Genomic DNA, 21,956 nt, shown 5'->3' on the forward strand with positions numbered 1-21,956 from the left:
CGTATTTTTGCTGTTCAAAATTTATTAATTTTTTTAGTTGATGCTTTTAAAGATTTTGTTACCTTTAGTCTTGCTCAAATTGCACGTAGGTGTAATTTGAAAATTCGTTACAAAACTAACGAAAAAAAAATGAGGGCTCTCTAATTACACAACTAAAATGATTAATAGCATATTGGAATATTTGTTGTGTTTTTAATAAGTAAATTAATTTTTTATAAAATTCATGTTAATAGCAAAAAGTGACCTGCATTCAGCACTAAAAAAATATTTTGGTTTTAATAAGTTCAAAGGGCTTCAAGAGGATGTAGTAGAAAGTATCATATCGGGAAATCACACTTTTGTGATTATGCCAACAGGAGGGGGGAAATCGTTATGCTATCAATTGCCAGCTTTAATGCAGGAAGGTACTGCCATAGTAGTATCTCCTTTAATTGCTTTGATGAAGAATCAAGTAGATGCCATTAGGGGAGTTTCTAATGAAGAAGGGATTGCCCACGTATTAAATTCTTCGTTAAACAAGACAGAGGTTAAGCGCGTAAAGGAAGATATCGTTAACGGTGTTACAAAATTGTTGTATGTGGCTCCTGAATCGCTAACCAAAGAAGAGAATGTTGAGTTTTTACGATCGGTAAAGGTGTCTTTTATGGCTATTGACGAAGCGCACTGTATTAGTGAGTGGGGGCATGATTTTAGACCAGAGTATAGAAACTTACGCCATATCATTGCTCGTATTGGAGATAATATTCCCATTATAGGTTTAACAGCAACGGCTACTCCAAAGGTACAAGAAGATATTATCAAAAATTTAGGGATAGGAAACGCAAAAACTTTTAAGGCTTCTTTTAACCGTCCTAATTTGTATTACGAAGTGCGTCCGAAAACAAAAAATGTAGACGCCGATATTATACGATTTATCAAACAGCATGAAGGAAAATCGGGAATTGTATATTGTTTGAGCAGGAAGCGTGTAGAGGAATTAGCTCAGGTACTTCAGGTTAACGGTATAAAGGCCGTGCCCTATCATGCAGGATTAGATGCCAAGTCGAGATCGAGTTATCAGGATAAGTTTTTGATGGAAGATGTCGATGTGGTTGTGGCTACAATTGCTTTTGGAATGGGAATCGATAAGCCAGATGTACGTTTTGTAATTCACCACGATATACCAAAGAGTATAGAAAGCTACTACCAGGAGACGGGCCGTGCTGGTCGCGATGGGGGTGAGGGCCATTGTTTGGCTTTTTATTCTTATAAAGACATAGAAAAATTAGAAAAGTTTATGTCTGGTAAACCAGTGGCCGAACAGGAAATTGGACATGCTTTATTACAGGAAATGGTGGCTTTTGCAGAGACTTCCATCTCCAGAAGAAAATTCATTTTGCACTATTTTGGAGAAGAGTTCGATAATGAAACGGGCGAAGGTGGCGACATGGATGATAATGTAAGGCATCCGAAGAAGAAGCATGAAGCTGAGGATGATGTAAAGTTGTTGTTGGAAACCATTCAAAAAACAAAGGAAAAATACAAATCGAAGGATTTAGTACATGTTATAACAGGTAAAGAAAATGCCCTTATAAATTCGCATAAGACCAACGAACAGGCTTTTTTTGGACAAGGTAAGCACCATGATAAAAAATATTGGATGGCCTTGCTAAGACAGGTTTTGGTAGCGGGTTATCTTAAAAAAGACATAGAGACTTATGGGGTTATTAAATTAACCAAAGAAGGGCTTGATTTTATAGAGAAACCAGAATCTTTTATGATGACTGAAGATCATGTTTATGATAACGGGCAAGATGATGGAGCAATAGTAACCTCTGCTAAAGGAGGAGGCGCCGTGGCAGATCAATTGCTAATGAATTTACTTAAGGATTTGCGTAAGAAGAATGCCAAAAAGTTGGGAGTCCCTCCATTTGTCATTTTTCAGGATCCATCGTTAGAAGATATGGCGCTTAAGTACCCTGTAAGTATGGGAGAGCTGGCCAACGTGCATGGTGTAGGTGATGGGAAAGCTAAAAAGTATGGAAAGGATTTTGTGGAACTTATTGCCAAATATGTGGAGGAACACGATATTGTTCGCCCCGATGACCTGGTTGTTAAGTCCACGGGAAGTAATTCTGCACTCAAACTATATATCATTCAGAATATAGACAGAAAATTACCTCTTGATGATATTGCTGATTCTAAAGGAATGGAAATGCAAGATTTTATAAAAGAAATGGAAGCCATTGTCTATTCTGGAACAAAATTGAATATTAGCTACTGGATTGATGAAATACTGGATGAGGATCAACAGGAAGAAATTCATGATTATTTTATGGAATCAGATTCTGATAGTATAGATGCCGCAATCGATGAATTTGATGGCGATTATGATGATGAGGAACTGCGATTGTATCGTATCAAATTTATTAGTGAAGTTGCTAATTAGTATTGAGTGTTCTGTTTTAGTAAGCAGTTTTAGAAGTTTAAAATAAAAGTAGTGGCAGTAGTTGGCTAGTGCGTTTTAAGGGTTGGTCTTTTTGGGTATACTTGAAACTTCTTGTTCTGTATTTCAAACTTCTAACAGACTTTCTTATCTTTGCCCTTTCTTAAAAAATAGAGCATTATGCAAGACGGATTATACGCAAAATTTAACACATCTAAAGGAGAAATTATCGTTTCTTTAGAATATGAAAAAACACCGGGAACCGTAGGTAACTTTGTTGCTTTGGCCGAAGGGAATCTTGAAAACTCAGCAAAACCCCAAGGAACACCATATTACAATGGTTTGAAATTCCACAGAGTCATTCCAGATTTTATGATCCAAGGTGGATGTCCACAAGGAACAGGAACCGGAAACCCAGGATATCAGTTTGACGATGAGTTTCATCCTGATTTGAAGCATGATGGTCCAGGGATATTATCTATGGCAAATGCAGGTCCAGGAACCAACGGAAGTCAATTTTTTATCACACACGTGGCAACACCTTGGCTAGATAACAACCATACCGTTTTTGGTAGGGTTACCGAAGGTCAAGATGTTGTGGATACTATAGGGCAAGGCGATGTTATTGAAAGCATAGAAATTGTAAGGTTAGGAGCAGATGCAGAGGCTTATAATGCTATTGAAGCCTTTAGGACCTTTGAAGGATCAAGAGAAAAGCGATTGGCTCAAGCCAAAGCTGAAGCTGAAGCTGAATTGGATAAAATTGCTGCTGGTTTTAATAAAACGGATAGTGGTTTACGTTATCAAATTATTCAGGAAGGTAATGGAACTAAAGCCGTAAAAGGAAAGACCGTATCGGTACATTATAAAGGGCAATTAACAGATGGTACAGTTTTCGACTCTTCGTACAAGCGTAACCAACCAATTGATTTTCCTTTGGGAATGGGACAGGTTATCTCTGGATGGGATGAAGGTATTCAATTGTTGAAAGTAGGAGATAAGGCGCGTTTGGTAATTCCAAGTAGCTTAGGTTATGGTAGTCGTGGTGCTGGTGGTGTGATACCCCCAGACGCTACACTAATTTTTGATGTTGAATTAATGGCCGTAAAATAATAGTTATAACGGTTTAAATTATATAAACTAGAGCACTTCAATTGAAGTGCTTTTTTTATATTTATATATGACAAATAAAGAACTTGAACATTTAAAGTATCCCATTGGGAAATTTGAGAGCCCAGCTATTATAACAACAAGTCAGGTAGAAGCATGGATTTCTGTTTTGGATCGTTTCCCTGACAGGTTGGAATCTCTTGTAGGTGATTTAACAGACGAACAATTGGATACTGCTTATCGTCCAGAAGGATGGACGGTACGCCAGGTAATACATCATCTAGCGGATAGCCACCTAAATAGTTACATTCGTTTTAAATGGACGTTAACAGAGGATACACCAGTAATAAAACCCTATAACGAAGCACGGTGGGCAGAACTGCCAGGTGCTAAAGATGCGCCTATTGCTATGTCGTTATTACATTTAAAAGTCATTCACTATAAATTGGTGTATTTGCTTAAGCAGTTGTCTGAAGAGGAATTGGGCAGAATATTTATTCACCCTGAAACCAATACGGAGGTGCCTCTTAATAGAAACATAGGTGTTTATGCCTGGCATAGCAACCACCATTACGCACATATTGAAAATTTACTGAAGCGTAATAATTGGCTTTAAATTATGGGAGCAATTCGACCTGTGCGCATTGAGGATAGCAAGGAGCTTTTGGGAATTTATAATTATTATGTGGTAAACTCTATAGTGACCTTTGATTTAGAGCCTTTGACATTACGTGAATTTGAAGAAAAAGTACGAACTATCATTACTTCTTATCCCTTTATTGTTTTTGAAGAAGAGGGGATAATTTTAGGGTATGCCTATGCTAGTAAATGGCGTAAAAAACCTGCTTACAATTTTACGGTAGAATCTACTGTATATGTTAGGCAAGATGCACATGGTAAACAGATAGGCTCCAAGTTATATGCAGAGCTGTTACGTTTATTAAAACAGGGCAGCTGTCATGTGGTAATAGGAGGTTTAACCTTACCCAATGAAGCCAGTGTAAAGCTTCATGAAAAATTTGGTTTTGAAAAAGTGGCCCATTTTAAAGCTGTGGGCTTAAAGTTTGGCAGGTGGCTAGATGTTGGCTTTTGGCAATTACAACTAGACAAAGAGACTGTTTAGATTTAAAATCGAATTATTAAACAGTCGTCTTTAAGGTTTCCATTTAATATTACAACCTATACTTGGCATTTGTGGCCTTGTGTTGGTCTCTCCCTGTAACAAGCAATCCATAGCATGTCTTAAATCAGAACCTGTTACTGGAAGACCGTTACCTGGTCTAGAGGCATCCAATTGTCCCCTGTAGTTTAGTTTTAAGTCTGTGTTAAACACGTATAGGTCTGGGGTACAGGCAGCATCATAGGCTTTTGCTACTTCTTGACTTTCATCGTATAAGTATGGAAAAGGATAACCTTCGGCCATGGCATGCTTTTTCATTTCGTTAGGGCCATCTTGGGGATAATTGTTTACGTCGTTACTGGAAATAGCAATAAAGCTAATGCCCTTCTTTGTATAGCTATTTGCTATTGAAACCAATTCTTTGTTAACATGAATAACAAAAGGGCAGTGGTTGCAAATAAACATAATAACGGTGCCATATTTGCCTTTAAGGGATTCCAAGGACATTAACGTGTTACTAACTGTGTCCAGTAATTTGAAGGAAGGTGCTATGGTGCCAAGAGGCAGCATGTTTGATGGTGTACGAGCCATAATAACTGTTTTAGCAAAGTTCGTGATTATTTATATTTTTGAAAAATGAATGATTTAATATCTTTTGAAGATTTCACCAAAGTAGATCTTCGTGTGGGAACCATAATTGAGGTAAATGATTTTCCCAAGGCAAGAAAACCAGCTTACCAGTTAACGATTGATTTTGGAGATTTGGGAGTGAAAAAAACATCGGCACAGATTACGACTTTGTATGACAAGGCTACGTTGTTAAACCGACAAATAGTGGCTATAGTTAACTTTCCTAAAAAGCAAATAGCTAACTTTATGAGTGATTGTTTGGTGTTGGGAGCCGTTAATGGAAAGGATGTTATACTTTTAAGACCTGAAGATAGGGTGAAGAATGGAACGCCTGTTTCTTAGGTGTCTGAGTTCGATTTTAAAACGATTGATTTTTAAGACATTGCCTTGCTCTTTCTCTTTAAAAGTTAATAATTCTCAAAGTAATTTATTTATCCTTTTAAATCCTTCTACAAACATAGGATGACAACATGTTAAAAATTAAGCACTTAATCATGTTTAATCTTGAACTATTAATAGAAACTCAGGTTTGGTATAATGGGTTTTGTTTTCTAGGCTTAAGGAAACATACATAAATATAAAAGCCGTTATCAAAATGATAACGGCTTTTGTTGGTTGTGTTAATTTCGGGTCGGTTATATATCGTCAAAATCTATGTCTGTAAAGCTTTCAGCTGGCTTGTGGGCATTTTCATTATTTGTGTTTACATTATTATACCCGTCTTGGTCATAATCTTTTTTAAAGTCCTTTTGATGACGTTCGCTAATAACTTCATCGCCTTTTTCCCTGATAATATAATCGGTCATTTCGGCTAGAATGGATTTAAACTCAGAGAAATCTTCTTTATAAATATAGATTTTATGCTTTTTATAATGAAAAGAGCCATCGTCATTAGTGAATTTTTTGCTTTCTGTAATGGTAAGATAATAATCATCTGCTTTTGTCGCTCTTACATCAAAGAAATATGTACGTCTTCCTGCTCTTAATACTTTTGAAAATATCTCCTCTTTCTCCATCATGTCATTATTGTTCATAGTTGTATTTAAATTTATCTATTATCATTAAGTTCCTCAAAAATCTAAAAAAATAGCATATTAACCAACAAATTATGAAAATTCTTTTATTTAAGTTGTTATTTAGTCAATTTAAAGTGTCTATAAATGTATATTTTATAAGCCTTTTTGAGGCATTAACCCATGTTGACCCCAGATTCGCTTAGTTGTTTTAAATACAGGTGTTTGTAGTAACCTTCTGTATTTATAAGGGTGTTGTGAGTGCCCGATTGTACAATTTCTCCATTATCGAGTACAATAATTTTATCGGCGTTTTTAGCAGAAGAGACCCTATGGCTAACAATAATTGTTGTCTTGTTTTGTGAAATCTTATTTAGGTTTGTCAATATTTTTTCTTCTGTTTCGGTGTCAACGGCTGAAAGGCAATCATCAAACAATAAGATTTTAGGCGATTTTATAATGGCCCGGGCAATAGAGACACGCTGTTTTTGTCCGCCGGAAAGTGTTATGCCGCGTTCTCCTAAAACGGTATCGTAACCATTATTAAATTTGATGATGTTTTTGTGTACGTGTGCTTTCTTAGCAGCATTTACCACATCATCATCGGTAGCATCTTCTTTTCCAAATTTAATATTGTTTTTTATGGTATCTGAAAACAAAAAGGCATCTTGGGGCACATATCCAATACCATTTCTTAAAGAGGTGAGGTTGTGTTGTATAATATTAGTTCCATTAATTGTAATGACTCCATGGTCAATATCATAAAGGCGGCCAATTAAATCCAGTATGGTAGATTTTCCCGATCCGGTTTTTCCTAAAATGGCAAGGGTTTCACCCTGTTTAACAGTAAAACTAACATTCTTTAAGGCCTGTATGTTGGTGTCGTCGTAGGTAAAGGATACGTTTTTGAAGCTAATATCTCCATCAATATTTGTCTGTTCATTAACGGTGTTCTTTATTTCGGGCTCAATATTTAAAAATTCATTAATTCGTTTTTGGGAAGCTTCGGCCTGTTGTACTATTGAAGTCACCCAACCTACCGTGGCTACCGGCCAGGTAAGCATGTTAACATAAATAATAAATTCGGCAATAGTACCCAAGCTTTCAATTTCACCATTAATATATTGCATGCCTCCTATATAAATGACCAATAAGTTACTGGCGCCAATAAGTAGTATCATCATAGGGAAAAACAGCGCTTGTACTCTTGCTAAATTAAGATGCTTGTTTTTATTCTCGGCGGCCAATGAATTAAAGTTTTTGGATGTTTCTGGTTCAATGCTATATGCTTTTATGACAGAAATACCACTAAAGGATTCTTGGGTGAAAGTAGATAGCTTTGAAAGGTATTCTTGTACTATGGTACTACGCTTATGGATTTCCTTACTTAATTTATAAATTGCTACCGATAGAATTGGTAAGGGCATAATGGTATAAAGGGTAAGTTTAGGCGCTTCGCTAAACATATATATTAATGCTATTACAAATAGTGTTATGGTATTAATGCTGTACATAATGGCTGGGCCGGCATACATACGCACACGGCCAACGTCTTCACTAATACGGTTCATTAAATCGCCAGTCCTATTTTTTTTGTAAAAATTTAAGGATAACTTTTGGTAATGCCCGTAGACTTCATTTTTTAGATCATATTCTATATAGCGGGATACATTAATAATGGTTTGCCGCATAAAAAATGTTAGTATGGCCGCAATAATAGCGGCTCCAATAATATAAAAGATGATCTCACCCAGTTCGGCACGTATACTAGTGGATATAGCATCGTTTCCATCTTCATGCTTTTCTACAATTACAAAAATTTCGCGGACAAGGCGTGGTGTGAAAAGTAAAAATATTCTAGCCACAATGGTAATAATAATTCCTAATAAAAGATACGTTTTGTATTTAAAAAAGTATTTATTTAAATGTTGTAATTCTTTCATTGGTTTCAATCGTTAGTTGAAACTATGCACTTCTAGTGCAAGACTTTCGGTTTCTAAAATTTTTATAAGCCACAAATTCACGAATGATTGTGTCAAAAATATTTGCGTATCCGTGGCAAAACAGACTCTAGTCTACATTAAACCTATAAACTTACTGTCCATAGTGGTTTAATTATATTGCAAAACTAATTTAAGAAAGCAAAGATACAGGATTAAAACAATACACAGTGCTAATATATGTTAAGGGAATTGTAATACTTGTATTGACTATGTAGCTCTTTTAGGGGGCTACTTTCTTAAGAATACCTTTCCTATTCTACATTTTTATTATGCTTGTTAATTGTTGTGCTTTTAAAAAGGTGTTCTATTAAAACCGAAAGGTGGAATTTAAACAGCCTCTAAGATTGGATCTAAAATAATAAGCTGTATTTTGTATATAATATTTTAAAATAGTTTTATTTTTGCAGCTCGAAAATACAACTAAGTTTTTGCTTTTTAATTTAAGTTCATTGTTATTATGCTAAACAGAAGACATATTCGTGTAAAAGTAATGCAAACCATTTATGCCTTTAAGGGCGGTGAGAGTGATGATTTTAGTAAGGATCAGAAATTTTTATTGTTTAGTATAGATAACATGTACAACTTGTACTTATTGGTGATTTCCTTGTTGCTCGAAGTTCTAAAGCGCGCAGAAAGTGATCTTCAAAAAAAACAGCGTAAGCATTTAGCGACTAAGGAAGATAAAGACCCGAATAGAAAGTTTGTAAACAATGAGGTTTTTAAAATACTTCAAGAGAATGTTGCACTAAAGGATGAATTAGAGACACATAGCGTTAATGACTGGCAGTTGGATAGCGAGTATGTAGATGTAATCTTTAAGGCCATTGTTAATAGTGATTTGTATAAAGAGTATATGCAAACAAGGGTCTCTGATTTTAAAGAGGACAAACTATTTATTATAGATGTCTTTAAAGAGATAATAGCGCCAAACGATAAGCTTTACGACTATATAGAAGATAAAAACCTTACTTGGCTGGATGATTTGCCAACGGTTAATACTACCATCCTAAAATTATTAAGAAAGGTAAAAAGAAATGTAGCAGAAAATCATTTTACACCTAAATTATATAAGGATATAGAAGATAAGCAGTATGCCATCGATTTGTTTAGAAAAACTCTTTTAAACAGAACGACTATAAACAAAGAAATTGAGCTTAAAACCCAAAATTGGGATTCTGAGCGTATTGCTAGTATCGATTTTGTATTGTTGCAAATGGCTATAGGTGAATTAAAATTTTTCCCTTCCATTCCTGTAAAAGTAACCATTAACGAATATCTGGAAATAGCCAAGGAATATTCTACACCTAAAAGTAGTATTTTTATAAATGGTATCCTGGATAAGCTAGTAAAAGAATACACTGAAGCAGGAACCTTAAACAAAGTAGGGCGTGGCCTGATGTAGGTTTTTTGTTAAGAAATTAATAAAACTTTTTAATGGATTAAATAATTCCTATTTTTATACCCGAACTAAAACGATCTATTATGAAAAAAATAATATTAGGAGTAAGTGTATTCTGTTTAGTGGCGTTTGCATCGTCATGTAAAGAAGATGCCTCAAAAAAGATTAACGAAAATAACGTAGCCGAAGCTGCTGTAAGAGATGCCAATGCATCCAAATTTCCAGTTATTGAGTTTGATAAAACAGAGCATGATTTTGGTGAGATTGATGCTAAAACACAGGTAGAAACTGTTTTTAAATATAAAAACACAGGAGATGCCCCTTTAGTAATTACCGATATAAAAAGTTCTTGTGGTTGTACTGTGCCTAAAGATTGGAGTAGAGAGCCATTGGCTCCTGGGGCAACTGGACAGTTCTCGGTAAAGTTTAACGGAAGCGGAACCAATAAGATATCAAAGACTATTACGGTTACTGCCAATACAGAGCAAGGAAGGGAAACTGTAAAAATTACGGCTTTTGTAAAGCCAGATCCAACAAAAACAAAGTAAAACAATCAGCTGAACAATTAATTCAGCATAATATTTAAAATAATGACCGAAGGAGGAGGAATAGGTAGTTTTTTACCATTTATATTAATGTTTGTGGTTGTGTATTTCTTTATGATTGCACCACAAATGAAGCGTGCAAAAAAAGAGAAAAAGTTTAATGCCGATTTAAAGCGTGGTGATAAAGTAATCACTAAAAGTGGTTTGCATGGTAAAATTTTGGAGTTAAACGATAAAGATGGTAGTTGTATTTTAGAAACTATGTCGGGTAAAGTTAAGTTTGAGCGCTCTGCACTTTCAATGGAGTTGAGTGCCAAATTAAATGCGGCTCCAGCTACAAAATAAAGAATAACTATTCCTGTTTAAAGACCGCTTAATGTGGTTAATTATTCATAAAAATTAAGAGACTGCCTTTGATTAAAGGCAGTCTCTTTTTAATTAAAAAGAATTCCTCGACGCTCAGCGTCGGGGTTTCCGTGTATACCCCTACGGTTCTGCCTCGGGGATAGTTCGTTTCAAGAAATTCTTTATTTTGGGTGGTATTAATAACGGCTTCATAATTCCTAATGTAGAAAAGGAGTAATTATTATGGTTAAAAGAAATTAATTGAAGACTAAATAAAAGTCAGGTAATTTGAAGTCATTAGTTAATTCTGTATACAGGATACTGTAAATGCGCTTTTTCGTAATGTTCACTTTGCTTATGTAGCCAATCTAATTGAGCATACCAATTGTTGTTAAACTCGGTTATATCTTTTTTTCTATGCTCAAAAGCTTCCTTTAGTTTAGGGTTGTCTTTTAATAATTTTAGAGCCTTGTCTTCCCATACATAGGGAGAAAACCCTTCCTTTTGTTGAAGAATTGTGTCAAAAAAGTTCCAATTAAAAAAGGAATCGAAAGCTTGCGGTTCTAGGGTTTCTAATAAATACCTAAAGGCATATTGATTGGTATCTATAATATAGTCGCCTTTTAAGAAGGTAATTTCTTTTTCTTCTTTTGTAATTTGAGTGTTGTAGTGAGGGTAGTGCCCCTCATAAGGCGTCTTTTGGGTTTCGAAAGACATAATTTTATAGCTCTCGACAGTAAGCGTTGTATCCTTTTTAAATGCTATCATTTCAACGCTATTTAATTTTAGTAAATCGATAATATTGTGCCAACCTTGGGGAATAACATAAGCGGTAGGGATTTTAACTTTAAGACTCGGTACAAAGTGGTTTTGATAAGGGGTGTCTTTTGTAAATGGTTGTGTTCTATAAAATTTGAGACGATTTTTACCCGTAATGTCACTAGGAATACGTTCGCCTTTAACCCCTTTAAATTTTAAGGTACTCTTTTTAGTTGTATCAACTTTCCAATTTAGCGCGTAATATTCGTTTTGGTACAAGTCAAAAGAGGCTTCTTTTCTAATAGTCGCAATTTCTTCACCGTCTTCCTCGGTAATTTCAATCATACTTTTTAAAAGTTCGTAAGTGCCTTCTACCCTTTGATGATATGGTTTTAGCATATGTGTTTCAACCATCATGCCCAAAGTGTTAAATAAAGTTGTGTAGCCAGTTGAATATCTTGGGTAATCCATAAATTGGGAAAAGCCTTTTTCGGGTAAATTATTGAAAACATTTACATAGGGAGTGATGTCCCAGTTTTTTTTAGCTAATTTTTGTTCAAGTTTTGGCATCATGCTATCGTTTAAATAACTGCCTAATTTACCACCAAGTTTATTGTGTTGCGTAAATAAATGTGTAAGTGTGTATTGGTAATCGGCTCCATTGCTCACATGGGTATCAATAAAAACATCGGGTTGCACTAAATGGAATATCTTTGCAAAAGTTTTTGCATTTTTGGTATCGCATTTTATGAAATCCCGATTTAGATCGTAGTTTCTGGCATTGCCTCTAAACCCATATGATTTAGGGCCATTTTGATTGGTACGGGTTGTAGAATTCCAGTTTAAAGCCCCTCCAACATTGTAAATAGGAATGGTTGCTAGAACTGTATTTTTTGGTGGGATAATGCGTCCGTTTACCAGATCTCTAAAAAGCATCATGGTAGCATCTATCCCGTCAGACTCACCTGGATGGATACCATTGTTTATCAATAAAATGCGTTTATTCTTTCTAATCTCATGGAAATTAAATACACTATCAGGATTTAGTGTGACTAAGTGCAATGGTTTGCCAGAATCGGTCTCACCAATGGTTTGAATGGTGATTTCGGGGTAGGCTTTGGCTAAGTCTTTATAAAATTGAATGGCTTGGTGGTAAGTTGCCGTTTCGACACCGTTGGATATTTCAAATTGAGTCTCAAAATTATAGTATGGTTTTTCATTGGATGCGTTACAAGACACTAGAAGAACAAAGACAATAACAATTATACGCATACATTCATTTTTTGATAAATCTACGATTAAAACTATTAACTACAAACAGGAAGAGGGAATCTAAAAGAAACTTGAAACTTGTTATTAACTAATGCTTTTCATATATTTGCACCTATGGGAAATGGATCGCATGTTTTGAAGAACAATAGACTTTACGATTTTAACTTTTTAGTTTTTAGAATCCAATCGGATAAATTCATTCCTCCTACACTCTAAACTTACCCTAGCAGTTACAGCTGCTGTTTTCACTAACTTATCTTAAGCAATGACACTTATTTTTAAGTGTTAGATGTCTTATTGTTTTTTTTGTAAAAATATGTTGCCTCCGCCATGTGTGGTAGGTCGAATTTTTATTTTATGACTATAAAAACCTTTGATGCTTATTCAAGGCTATCAATAATTGAAATAAATCGTTTAGCTAACTTTTTGTATGAACACTCGGGAGAATTTAGAGACAGTAAACGGGCAATTAAAAAATCGTTACGGTATGCTGTAAAGGATATAGCTGGATTGGGAGGCTATGTTTTTACCGTGGAGAAGCAAAATGAAATATTAGGAGCAGTGGTAGTTAATAAAACTGGAATGGATGAGTATATACCCGAAAACATATTGGTTTATATAGCTGTAAATGCAAAATACAGGGGACACGGTATAGCAAAAACATTAATAGATTATACCCTTAAGTACTGTAAAGGTGATATAACATTATATATCAACAAGGATAACCCAGTAATACGTTTGTTTGAAGAAAAGGGGTTTAAAAAAAGAAATATAGAAATGCGTTTAGTACGTTAATGTGCTGGTTGAAAGCATGCATGAATAATAATCAAAAAATGCGAATGAAAATTTTAAAAGTAAAAAGAGAAACTGTATATGAAAAGCGGTACAGTATAAAAATGGGAGAGCTTACAACAAAGGTTACTTATATTAAAAAGTATTTGTTTGGGTGGCCAATAAAAACACTACATAAGTATAGGGAAACGTATTATGGAGAAGTAAAAGACTGTAGTGATTGTTCACTGTTTATTTAAAGCTTACACTTAAAACAACTAAAATTATATGAGAGTATTAGTAATAGGAGCCGGAAATATGGGGCTTACTTATGCACAGGGTATGTCCAAATCGAAGTTGCTTAAAAAAAGAAACATCATGGTTTTGGATAACTCTGAAGAGAAACTGGAAGCACTTAACCAAATGTCACACTTTGATGCGTTTAAAGCATTAGACGATTGTGTGCCTCAAGCAGATATAATTTTCATAGCTGTAAAGCCGTACCATTCTGAGGCTTTGCTTCGTGCTATGCGGCCATTGGTAAACCCTGGGCAAATACTTATTTCAATTATGGCAGGCGTTACCATAGAATCAATGCAAGTGTTGACAGGGTTAAGTAAAATAGTTCGGGCTATGCCAAATTTGCCGGCAAAAATAGGAAAGGGCTTAACCTCATATGTGGCATCACATGAAGTATCAAGAATTGAATTGTTAACCGTTGAAAGTTTATTGGATACTACAGGAAAGTCTATAAGGGTGTCGAATGAGAACTTTATAGATGCCTCTACAGGGATTTCGGGTAGTGGTCCTGCTTATGTGTTTTATTTTATGCAGAGTATGATGGAAGCAGCCCTACAAATGGGATTCTCTAAAAATGACTCAACCGTTTTGGTAAGTCAGACCTTTACAGGAGCGGTCGAACTTTTTAACCAATCTAATTTATCGCCTAATTCCTGGATGGATCGTGTAGCATCAAAAGGAGGAACAACTAGAGCTGCTTTGGATTCTATGTCAGATAACAACGTAAACGAATTAATAAAAGAAGCTGCTTTTGCAGCCTTTAAACGAGCTACAGAACTTGGAAAAGAACATTAATATGTATAAAGAAAGGATTGTGATAAAAGTTGGCACGAATGTAATGACCAACAAAGACAATAGGATAGTTAGACCTGTTTTACGACGTCTTGTAAGGCAAATAGCCGAACTCTACGAAAGAGGTATTATTACCATATTAGTTTCATCGGGTTCTGTTATTGCTGGTAAAGAGGTTTTAGGACAATCTAATATAAAAGATAGGACACAGCGGCGCCAAGTATATTCAGCCATAGGTCAGCCTAGAATGATGCGTTTATATTATAATATATTTTACGATTACGGTATGAAATGTGCTCAGGTTTTGCCTACCAAAAGAGATTTTAGTCCTGGCGTACATCGTGAGAATATGATAAATTGTTGCGAAGGATTGCTATCGGAAGGTGTCATTCCTATTGCAAATGAAGATGATGCTGTATCGGTAACTATGTCGATGTTTTCAGACAACGATGAGCTCGCCAGTTTAATTGCACAGTTAATGGATGCCGACAAGTTAATTATCCTAACGGATATTGATGGTGTTTATACAGGGCACCCCGAGTCTGAAACAAGTGATTTGATAAAACATGTAGACCCCGATGAGAATTTGGATAAGTATATTAAAGATAGTAACAAAAGAGAAGAGGAAGGCAGAGGTGGTATGGGATCGAAATTAGATTATGCACAACAGGCTGCTGCTAAAAATATACCTACCTATATTGCCAATGGGAAACGAGACAATACGATAATTGATATTATAGAAGGAAAAAATATAGGTACAAAGGTCGCACTTTAAATAGACCTCATACCTTTTTTCTTTCTTAAAGAATGGCTGATTAGTCTGTTTTTGCTGTTCCTTTAACATTAATCCTCTGTACTTTCCAAAAAAAAGAGGGTGTCAAAGCAAATACCTTCTCGTTCTTGTTTAAAGAATCAAAATAACTTCATAATTAAAAAATAAACAAGTGAAACGAACATTAATAAATTTTAAGCATTTTTTACAAAAGGGAATGTTTAAAATTTTTAATGTGAGAGCGTAGTAATTGCATACGTTCTCAATTTTATAATTAATATAAAATCAATGAATTATCAAAATTTAAACCTATGAAATTAATACCAACAGATACAAAAAATCGTGTTTTATCCAGTATGGTTAGGTTATTGGAGGACAATCGTAATGCCTTATTAAAAGCGAACAAAAAGGATTTAGAAGCTTTTAATAAAGAAGATCGGGCTATGTACGACCGTTTAATTATTAATGAGAATAAAATAGACGGTATGGTGCAAGCCATTAAAGAGGTTAGGGCTCAAGATGATCCAGTGAATAAGGTTATTTCGGATAATACCTTATCCAGTGGTTTAAAAATAGTAAACAAAGCTGCCCCTTTCGGTACAATCATGATCATTTACGAATCGCGCCCCGATGTAACAATCGAAGCTGCATCGTTAGCCTTTAAAGCAAATAATAAGATTCTTTTAAAAGGGGGCAAGGAAGCTTTAAATAGCAATGTTTTTCTGGTAGGTTTGTGGCATCAAGCATTAGAGGAAAATGATTTATGTACGGATTACATTCAATTGCTTAAATTGAATAGGGAGTCAACACAGGACTTTCTTAAAAACCCTGCAGAACCTTTAGATTTAATAGTTCCCAGAGGAGGAGAGCGGTTGATTTCCTTTGTAAAAGAACATGCAAAATGTGCTGTACTGGTAAGTGGGAGAGGCAATAACTTTTTATACATAGACAGGGAGGCAAATTGGGAACAAACCATAGAAGTTATTCTTAATGCCAAGACCGATAAAATATCGGCCTGCAATGCCTTGGATAAAATTTTGATACATAAAAAGATTCCAAATTATGAGGCTAAACTTAAAGAGTTAAGTTCTATCTTAAAAATGAATGATGTAGCAATTATGGTCGATGAATGGACGCATGGTATTTTAAAAGAAGAAATGCTCATTGATAAAGAAGCCATATGGTACGAAGAATTCTTAGCTTTAAAGTGTTGTTTGGGAGCGGTAGATGGCTTAGAGGACGCTATCCAAAAAATAAACCAATATTCTGGAGGACATTCTGCTTCAATAATGTCAACCAACAATGAGGTGACAAATATGTTTATGGAACAAGTTGATTGTGCAGCCGTTTATAGAAATGCATCTACCCGATTTACCGATGGGGGCGCTATGGGAGTTGGCGCAGAACTGGCAATTAGTACAGATAAATTACACCATCGTGGACCTTTAGGACTTAAGCAACTAGTTACCAATAAATATTATGTTTACGGCGATGGACATGTACGTGTTTAATCAAGTTGCTTTTTAATCGGTTTTAAAAAGTTTGGACGATTTTCTACATCCCATATTAAAATTTTCAATGATTTCGTAGGGAAAAAAATAACTTAGGTGTCTTACTAACAAACAGGCCTGATAAAGGAAACAAATGTATTATTTAGTAACCCTAAATTTTAAAATTATGAAATCATTAAAATATGTAACCTTACTTATACCATTCATTTTTTCTTCTATGATTTATGCCCAAAAAGAAGAAACATCTAATGAAGTGAAGGAGACAAGCGCATCAGAATCAAAGGCAGATAAAGACTCTTATTATAAAAGACGTGCACTGGAAGATGCTAAGTATGAACAACAATTTAAAGCTGATAATGAAGCGAACGAACTTGCATTTTGGGAAGACCAAAAGGCTTACGAAGAGGAATTAAAAGCGAGGGATCGAAAAGCATATAGAGCCTACATGCGCAGAAAACGAAAGGCTTATGCCGAGCATTATGGTCATTGTGACCACCATTGCCATCACAGTGATCGTTATTATCACCATGCAACATTTTATTATTATGGTTATAACAGATACCATTATGGAAGCTATCCACGATCTAGCACTACAAGAGTAAGCATTGGAACTCCAAAAGTACGATTAGGATTATTTTAGTAATCTGACTTCGATTTTAAAACAATTGATTTTCAGTATTTTGACTGGGTTTATTGTGCAAACTATGTCATTCTGACGAAGTATGAGGAAGAATCTCATCATTGTGGGGTTTCTCAATCTCACTTTGCTCCTTTGGTGCAAGATTGGTTCGTTTCTTACTCTAAGTAAATTGCAAAGTGATGAAAATTAAATTATTAATTGTGTTTTGATCTTGAATTATTAATTGAGTTCAGGTTAGTAGTTAAAAGCGCCTGTCCTAGACAAAGTTTGCATAAACTAATATCCATTTGAAAATCAAACTTTTGGGCAGGCTTATTTTCTGTATCTGTCGTTTAGTCCAATACCTTGCATAATAAGAGAGATAATCTTTTTTAACCGTGTTTGCGCCGTGGTTGCTCTTTTAGCAGAACTAATGTATTCGCAGAATTCACGTTGTTTATAGGGCGTTAAGGATTTAAAACACTTATTTAGTACTTCGTCATTATCTAGACTATTTTTTAGAGCCTGTGGTATGATAATTTCTTTTTTATTCTTGATGGGCTTTAGAACACTCCACAATTTTTGATTTTCTATTGCTTCTTTTATATAGTTTACGACTATGGTTTCGTTAATGTCATCAATCGATTTAAACCGCATTTGTCGTAATGTCTTTGTTTTATTTTCTTGCGCATTAATCAATTGGTTATGTGTATCTTTTAAAAATACATCATTAAAGAACCAAAGCCCAAAGTGTTGTTTAAAAGCACTTAAACCAATAACATTTTTCCCGTTAATGGTATACACCGGGGCATTCCATTTGATAGTTTCTTCTAATTCTGTATTAGTTAAGATATTTCGCAACACATGTAAGGCTCTCGAAAAATGAGGGTGCAATTTAATATATGCTTCAACAGATGTTACTTTTTCCACACGTTTAAAGTTTATTTATAGAGCCCCGTATTTCCTTTTTCTAAAACAGGCATAAGCTTGTTTACGACATCGGGAAATTTTGAAGCAACATTTATACTTTCCAGAGGATCAGTGTCATGATCGTATAATTCGATAGTAGGCTCTGCTTTTCTAAAGTATTTAGTAAGTCTATAACGCTCAGTTCTTAGGGAAATACCGTTTTTAAAATAGCTGTAGGCAACATCATCTTGAGAAGAGGAATCGTTATTGTTTAACAAGTTTGTAAAACTTTCGCCATCTATGGTGTGATTAGTATTTACATTGCACAGAGCCATTAAAGTGGGATAAATATCAACTGTTTCTACAATAGATGTAATGGGTTTTGTTTGTTTGCTGTTAGGTACTTTTATTATTAAGGTACTTTTTAAGGCATTTTCAAAAATAGTATGCTTTCCCCATACTTGTTGATCGCCCAAATGCCATCCATGATCGCCCCATACCACAATAATGGTATTGTCGTCGAGTCCAAGTGTTTTAATTTGGTCAATTATTGTCCCTATGAGATGGTCTGTATAGCTAATACAGGCATAGTATGCATGTTTTAGTTGTTTTGCATAAGCATCTGATGCGGGTTGGTTAAGCGTAGGTTTTTCTTCCCCTAATTTATAACCGTTCAATTCGTGGCTGTTGTGTAAACTTTGCGGGTTTACATTTTGCGGCGTTGTGGGGTTAGCGGATATTGGAATGGAATCCCTGTTATATAAGTCCCAGTACTTTTTTGGGGCTGTAAAGGGCAAATGCGGTTTAAAAAGGCCTACACCTAGAAAAAATGGTTTGTTACTGTTTTTGAGTTCTCTTAATTTGTCAATAGCTAACTGTGTGGTTAGGCCATCAACATAACCAGTGTCGCTAACTTTTCCTTTTTCATAAGGTTTAACCTGCCTGTCCAGGCTTTGTCTGTTTTCACCATTGGCGTAGCCAAAGAAAGCGTTCCAACCTGTTTTCCATTTTCCGGGATTGAAAATTAACTCATCCCAACTGTAAGGCAGTTCCCGTTTGTTCGAAGGTTGTTCTGTATAACCATAGAGAAGACCGTCGGCAGAGTGACTGATTTTACCAATACCAACTGTGTGATAGCCATTTCTTTTTAGTTGATGAATAAAGGTTTCTGGAATGTCTGTTTCAGGTTGGTCAGAAAGGACGTGTTCGGTAATATCGTTTCCAAGATGGGCTTTTGTGGTTGGACGCATACCCGTAAGCAAACTGTGTCTGGAAGCGCCACAGGTAGGTACATTTACAAAGTGGTTTTCAAAAAGAAATCCTGTTGCTGCTAATTTATCTAGATTTGGTGAATGCACTACTGGGTTGTCATAACAGCCTAAATCCGTTCTTAAATCATCTACAGCAATGAATACAATATTGGGTTTCTCATTTTGTTTGCTGCATGATACCAATATGGTTGTTGAAATAATGAATAACTTAAGTAGTGTCTTAACGATCATATGGAGTAATTTGATTTTGAGCATAAATATAATGCATTATTAGATAAGCTATTGTGATAAAAAATAAAGACATGTTCTGTAAATTTAAGATCATGCCTTTAGTTATAAATACTCTTGGAAGTTTCTCGCTATCTCAAAATCCTTAGTGCAGGTACGTACCTAAAGGATTTATTCTTATAGATCCTTACGGTATTGATAATTGTTACAATTATATTATATAAATAGAGACAGATGAGAGGAATAAAAAATGTTAGTATACCAAACCGCCAATTGGGAAGTATATTAGAAAAAATATTTCCAAGCCCCAGTACTCCAGATATAATAAAAATGTAATAGCAACATAATAGAAGTACCCAGGAAATTTGAAAGTTCAATATCGATTTCCCCAGTTCGTTGACTCCTTTTAGTTTATCCTTTTTTAGTATCCATAGGGTTAAGGGAATAATAATACCCAGTAGAGGAAAAAATAAAAAGCCTAGGCCCGAAGCACTCATTAAAGTTAAATAACCTTGATCTTCCTGTATTTTCCAATCCACAATTTCGTCGGGCGATGTGTTTAGGGCGGTAGCCAACCGTTTTAGGGTATCACCTCTAGGAACGGTTTCATTGTTTTCAATCCTTTGGATGGTTCTTAAGCTAAGGCCTGATATTTCTGCCAATATTTCTTGCGAAAACCCTTTTCTGGTTCTCAATTCTTTTACGCGTTGGGCTAAATTTGAATGATTCATTTTGTGCGATTTTTATTTGCTGTAAAAGTATTTTGACTTAGCTACAGTTGATAGCGTCTTTACTGCGTCATGTTTACGTCATTAGTGTCAAACCCTTGGTATTGTTACAAAAAAAACAACTTGATATAAAATAAGGTATATTTCATATCAAGTTGTGGTATTGAAATGATATATTGTGTTGTTCTATTCTTTTTGAGCTGTTAACTTGGCGATCTTACAGATAACTTCGGTGGCTTTAAGTATACTTTCTACAGGTACATATTCATAACGTCCGTGAAAATTGTGTCCTCCCGCAAAAATATTGGGGCAAGGAAGTCCCATGTAACTTAATTGAGAACCGTCTGTGCCTCCACGAATGGCTTTTATTAAAGGCTTTATTCCTAGCTGTTTCATAGCTTCTTCTGCTATGTCAACAATATGCATTACAGGTTCTACTTTTTCCTTCATGTTATAATATTGGTCTTTAATTTCCAAAGTAATAACATCGTTACCATATTGGGCATTTATTTCATTGGTTATTTTTTGCATAACTTCTTTACGAGCTTCAAAATGTCCATGATCGTGATCACGTATAATATATTCTAAAACCGTTTCTTCGACCTTACCCGTAATGTCGCATAAATGAAAAAAGCCTTGGTATCCTTCTGTATGTTCAGGGGTTTCCAATCGAGGTAACGAATTAATAAATTCGGTAGCTATGTACATGGAGTTTATAAGTTTACCCTTAGCATATCCAGGGTGCACTATTTTTCCCTTGACGGTAACTTTTGCCCCAGCAGCATTAAAGTTTTCGTATTCTAGTTCTCCAATCTGGCTACCATCCATAGTATAGGCCCAATCGGCTCCAAACTTTTCAACATCAAATTTATGGGCGCCACGTCCTATTTCTTCGTCGGGAGTAAAGCCAATACGAATAGGGCCATGCTTAATTTCGGGGTGTTGTATAAGATATTCCATAGCAGATACAATCTCACAAACACCAGCTTTGTCATCTGCTCCCAGGAGTGTGTTACCATCGGTCGTAATTAAGGTTTGACCTTTATATAATAAAAGGTCTTCAAAATAATCGGGAGATAGAATTATGTTTTTTTCGGCATTTAATACAATGTCCTTACCATCATAATTATGAATAAATTGCGGTTTTACATTAGTACCCGTAAAATCTGGTGAGGTATCGAAATGAGAAATAAAGCCAATGGTTGGTACCTCATGTTCTACATTACTGGGTAGCGTTGCCATTATATAAGCATTTTCATCAATGCTAACATCTTGAAGACCGATAGCTTTTAACTCGTCAACCAGCTTGTTTGCTAAATCCCATTGTTTTTTGGTACTCGGTGTCGTATTGGACTTAGCGTCAGATTGGGTGTCTATAGTAACGTAGCTTATAAAGCGGTCTATAATACGTTGTTTGTCCATCATTTGATAGCG

The 21,956-nt window shown here is 35.2% G+C and carries 22 protein-coding genes; 14 read left to right on the forward strand and 8 right to left on the reverse strand.

Annotated elements, in window-relative coordinates:
- The first annotated feature begins 223 nt into the window (after nt 1–223).
- From ABD792_RS08700 to ABD792_RS08715, 4 genes are all read left to right on the forward strand, one after another.
- Nucleotides 224–2,428 (forward strand): RecQ family ATP-dependent DNA helicase, encoded by a 2,205-nt coding sequence (locus ABD792_RS08700; protein WP_345005520.1) that lies wholly within the window; start codon nt 224–226, stop codon nt 2,426–2,428.
- Nucleotides 2,429–2,605: 177 nt separating this feature from the next.
- Nucleotides 2,606–3,538 (forward strand): peptidylprolyl isomerase, encoded by a 933-nt coding sequence (locus tag ABD792_RS08705; protein WP_345005521.1) that lies wholly within the window; start codon nt 2,606–2,608, stop codon nt 3,536–3,538.
- A gap of 67 nt (nt 3,539–3,605) precedes the next feature.
- A complete protein-coding gene (locus ABD792_RS08710) occupies nt 3,606–4,151 on the forward strand; it encodes a YfiT family bacillithiol transferase (RefSeq protein ID WP_345005522.1) in 546 nt (181 codons plus the stop codon).
- A 3-nt stretch (nt 4,152–4,154) separates the two neighbouring features.
- Entirely contained in the window at nt 4,155–4,658 is a 504-nt protein-coding gene (locus ABD792_RS08715; RefSeq protein WP_345005523.1) for a GNAT family N-acetyltransferase, read from the forward strand.
- Between the two features lie 30 nt (nt 4,659–4,688).
- Here the strand turns inward: ABD792_RS08715 and ABD792_RS08720 are convergent, their stop codons facing one another.
- Nucleotides 4,689–5,246, reverse strand: coding sequence for a thioredoxin family protein (locus tag ABD792_RS08720; RefSeq protein WP_345005524.1), 558 nt, complete (start codon nt 5,244–5,246; stop codon nt 4,689–4,691).
- Nucleotides 5,247–5,291: 45 nt separating this feature from the next.
- Here ABD792_RS08720 and ABD792_RS08725 point away from each other — a divergent pair, with 45 nt between their 5' ends.
- Complete coding sequence (locus ABD792_RS08725; RefSeq protein ID WP_345005525.1) at nt 5,292–5,627, forward strand: tRNA-binding protein; 336 nt, start codon at nt 5,292–5,294, stop codon at nt 5,625–5,627.
- Nucleotides 5,628–5,920: 293 nt separating this feature from the next.
- Here the strand turns inward: ABD792_RS08725 and ABD792_RS08730 are convergent, their stop codons facing one another.
- Complete coding sequence (locus ABD792_RS08730; RefSeq protein ID WP_345005526.1) at nt 5,921–6,319, reverse strand: PUR family DNA/RNA-binding protein; 399 nt, start codon at nt 6,317–6,319, stop codon at nt 5,921–5,923.
- A 155-nt stretch (nt 6,320–6,474) separates the two neighbouring features.
- A complete protein-coding gene (locus ABD792_RS08735) occupies nt 6,475–8,241 on the reverse strand; it encodes an ABC transporter ATP-binding protein (protein ID WP_345005527.1) in 1,767 nt (588 codons plus the stop codon).
- A gap of 517 nt (nt 8,242–8,758) precedes the next feature.
- Between ABD792_RS08735 and nusB the strand changes: the two genes are divergently transcribed.
- From nusB to yajC, 3 genes are all read left to right on the forward strand, one after another.
- On the forward strand, nt 8,759–9,703 hold the full coding sequence (gene nusB, locus ABD792_RS08740; protein WP_345005529.1) for a transcription antitermination factor NusB: 945 nt from the start codon (nt 8,759–8,761) through the stop codon (nt 9,701–9,703).
- Nucleotides 9,704–9,783: 80 nt separating this feature from the next.
- Nucleotides 9,784–10,248 carry a DUF1573 domain-containing protein gene (locus ABD792_RS08745; RefSeq protein ID WP_345005530.1) on the forward strand — a complete coding sequence of 155 codons (465 nt, stop codon included), beginning with the start codon at nt 9,784–9,786 and terminating at the stop codon, nt 10,246–10,248.
- A gap of 42 nt (nt 10,249–10,290) precedes the next feature.
- Nucleotides 10,291–10,590 (forward strand): preprotein translocase subunit YajC, encoded by a 300-nt coding sequence (yajC, locus tag ABD792_RS08750; RefSeq protein WP_345005531.1) that lies wholly within the window; start codon nt 10,291–10,293, stop codon nt 10,588–10,590.
- 297 nt (nt 10,591–10,887) lie between these two features.
- Here yajC and ABD792_RS08755 read toward each other — a convergent pair whose 3' ends face one another.
- Complete coding sequence (locus ABD792_RS08755) at nt 10,888–12,621, reverse strand: M14 family metallopeptidase (RefSeq protein WP_345005532.1); 1,734 nt, start codon at nt 12,619–12,621, stop codon at nt 10,888–10,890.
- Between the two features lie 357 nt (nt 12,622–12,978).
- On the opposite strand from ABD792_RS08755, the gene ABD792_RS08760 reads away from it, so the two are divergent.
- The 6 genes from ABD792_RS08760 to ABD792_RS08785 all read left to right on the forward strand — a co-directional run bounded on the left by ABD792_RS08760 (nt 12,979) and on the right by ABD792_RS08785 (nt 17,407).
- Complete coding sequence (locus tag ABD792_RS08760) at nt 12,979–13,416, forward strand: GNAT family N-acetyltransferase (protein WP_345005533.1); 438 nt, start codon at nt 12,979–12,981, stop codon at nt 13,414–13,416.
- Nucleotides 13,417–13,460: 44 nt separating this feature from the next.
- Nucleotides 13,461–13,652: a hypothetical protein gene (locus tag ABD792_RS08765; protein ID WP_345005534.1), complete on the forward strand. Its 192-nt coding sequence runs from the start codon at nt 13,461–13,463 to the stop codon at nt 13,650–13,652.
- A 28-nt stretch (nt 13,653–13,680) separates the two neighbouring features.
- Nucleotides 13,681–14,487, forward strand: a complete 807-nt coding sequence (gene proC, locus ABD792_RS08770; protein WP_345005535.1) for a pyrroline-5-carboxylate reductase — start codon at nt 13,681–13,683, stop codon at nt 14,485–14,487.
- Nucleotide 14,488: 1 nt separating this feature from the next.
- Nucleotides 14,489–15,259, forward strand: coding sequence for a glutamate 5-kinase (gene proB, locus ABD792_RS08775; RefSeq protein WP_345005536.1), 771 nt, complete (start codon nt 14,489–14,491; stop codon nt 15,257–15,259).
- Between the two features lie 308 nt (nt 15,260–15,567).
- A complete protein-coding gene (locus ABD792_RS08780) occupies nt 15,568–16,767 on the forward strand; it encodes a glutamate-5-semialdehyde dehydrogenase (RefSeq protein WP_345005537.1) in 1,200 nt (399 codons plus the stop codon).
- 166 nt (nt 16,768–16,933) lie between these two features.
- Nucleotides 16,934–17,407 carry a hypothetical protein gene (locus tag ABD792_RS08785; protein WP_345005538.1) on the forward strand — a complete coding sequence of 158 codons (474 nt, stop codon included), beginning with the start codon at nt 16,934–16,936 and terminating at the stop codon, nt 17,405–17,407.
- A 312-nt stretch (nt 17,408–17,719) separates the two neighbouring features.
- Here ABD792_RS08785 and ABD792_RS08790 read toward each other — a convergent pair whose 3' ends face one another.
- From ABD792_RS08790 to pepT, 4 genes are all read right to left on the reverse strand, one after another.
- A complete protein-coding gene (locus ABD792_RS08790) occupies nt 17,720–18,316 on the reverse strand; it encodes a YdeI/OmpD-associated family protein (RefSeq protein WP_345005540.1) in 597 nt (198 codons plus the stop codon).
- A gap of 11 nt (nt 18,317–18,327) precedes the next feature.
- Entirely contained in the window at nt 18,328–19,821 is a 1,494-nt protein-coding gene (locus tag ABD792_RS08795; RefSeq protein WP_345005541.1) for a sulfatase, read from the reverse strand.
- A gap of 104 nt (nt 19,822–19,925) precedes the next feature.
- On the reverse strand, nt 19,926–20,525 hold the full coding sequence (locus tag ABD792_RS08800) for a magnetosome magnetite crystal formation protein family (protein WP_345005543.1): 600 nt from the start codon (nt 20,523–20,525) through the stop codon (nt 19,926–19,928).
- Between the two features lie 183 nt (nt 20,526–20,708).
- Complete coding sequence (pepT, locus tag ABD792_RS08805) at nt 20,709–21,947, reverse strand: peptidase T (RefSeq protein WP_345005544.1); 1,239 nt, start codon at nt 21,945–21,947, stop codon at nt 20,709–20,711.
- Nucleotides 21,948–21,956: the final 9 nt, after the last annotated feature.

It is taken from the genome of Snuella lapsa (assembly GCF_039539345.1).
Taxonomy (GTDB): Bacteria; Bacteroidota; Bacteroidia; order Flavobacteriales; family Flavobacteriaceae; genus Snuella; species Snuella lapsa.

Excerpts from the sequence above, each read along its gene's own strand:
- ABD792_RS08700 (WP_345005520.1), top strand. The coding sequence starts at position 224 with ATGTTAATAGCAAAAAGTGACCTGCATTCAGCACTAAAAAAATATTTT.
- ABD792_RS08705 (WP_345005521.1), top strand. The coding sequence starts at position 2,606 with ATGCAAGACGGATTATACGCAAAATTTAACACATCTAAAGGAGAAATT.
- ABD792_RS08710 (WP_345005522.1), top strand. The coding sequence starts at position 3,606 with ATGACAAATAAAGAACTTGAACATTTAAAGTATCCCATTGGGAAATTT.
- ABD792_RS08715 (WP_345005523.1), top strand. The coding sequence starts at position 4,155 with ATGGGAGCAATTCGACCTGTGCGCATTGAGGATAGCAAGGAGCTTTTG.
- ABD792_RS08720 (WP_345005524.1), bottom strand. The coding sequence starts at position 5,246 with ATGGCTCGTACACCATCAAACATGCTGCCTCTTGGCACCATAGCACCT.
- ABD792_RS08725 (WP_345005525.1), top strand. The coding sequence starts at position 5,292 with ATGAATGATTTAATATCTTTTGAAGATTTCACCAAAGTAGATCTTCGT.
- ABD792_RS08730 (WP_345005526.1), bottom strand. The coding sequence starts at position 6,319 with ATGAACAATAATGACATGATGGAGAAAGAGGAGATATTTTCAAAAGTA.
- ABD792_RS08735 (WP_345005527.1), bottom strand. The coding sequence starts at position 8,241 with ATGAAAGAATTACAACATTTAAATAAATACTTTTTTAAATACAAAACG.
- nusB (WP_345005529.1), top strand. The coding sequence starts at position 8,759 with ATGCTAAACAGAAGACATATTCGTGTAAAAGTAATGCAAACCATTTAT.
- ABD792_RS08745 (WP_345005530.1), top strand. The coding sequence starts at position 9,784 with ATGAAAAAAATAATATTAGGAGTAAGTGTATTCTGTTTAGTGGCGTTT.
- yajC (WP_345005531.1), top strand. The coding sequence starts at position 10,291 with ATGACCGAAGGAGGAGGAATAGGTAGTTTTTTACCATTTATATTAATG.
- ABD792_RS08755 (WP_345005532.1), bottom strand. The coding sequence starts at position 12,621 with ATGCGTATAATTGTTATTGTCTTTGTTCTTCTAGTGTCTTGTAACGCA.
- ABD792_RS08760 (WP_345005533.1), top strand. The coding sequence starts at position 12,979 with ATGACTATAAAAACCTTTGATGCTTATTCAAGGCTATCAATAATTGAA.
- ABD792_RS08765 (WP_345005534.1), top strand. The coding sequence starts at position 13,461 with ATGAAAATTTTAAAAGTAAAAAGAGAAACTGTATATGAAAAGCGGTAC.
- proC (WP_345005535.1), top strand. The coding sequence starts at position 13,681 with ATGAGAGTATTAGTAATAGGAGCCGGAAATATGGGGCTTACTTATGCA.
- proB (WP_345005536.1), top strand. The coding sequence starts at position 14,489 with ATGTATAAAGAAAGGATTGTGATAAAAGTTGGCACGAATGTAATGACC.
- ABD792_RS08780 (WP_345005537.1), top strand. The coding sequence starts at position 15,568 with ATGAAATTAATACCAACAGATACAAAAAATCGTGTTTTATCCAGTATG.
- ABD792_RS08785 (WP_345005538.1), top strand. The coding sequence starts at position 16,934 with ATGAAATCATTAAAATATGTAACCTTACTTATACCATTCATTTTTTCT.
- ABD792_RS08795 (WP_345005541.1), bottom strand. The coding sequence starts at position 19,821 with ATGCTCAAAATCAAATTACTCCATATGATCGTTAAGACACTACTTAAG.
- ABD792_RS08800 (WP_345005543.1), bottom strand. The coding sequence starts at position 20,525 with ATGAATCATTCAAATTTAGCCCAACGCGTAAAAGAATTGAGAACCAGA.
- pepT (WP_345005544.1), bottom strand. The coding sequence starts at position 21,947 with ATGATGGACAAACAACGTATTATAGACCGCTTTATAAGCTACGTTACT.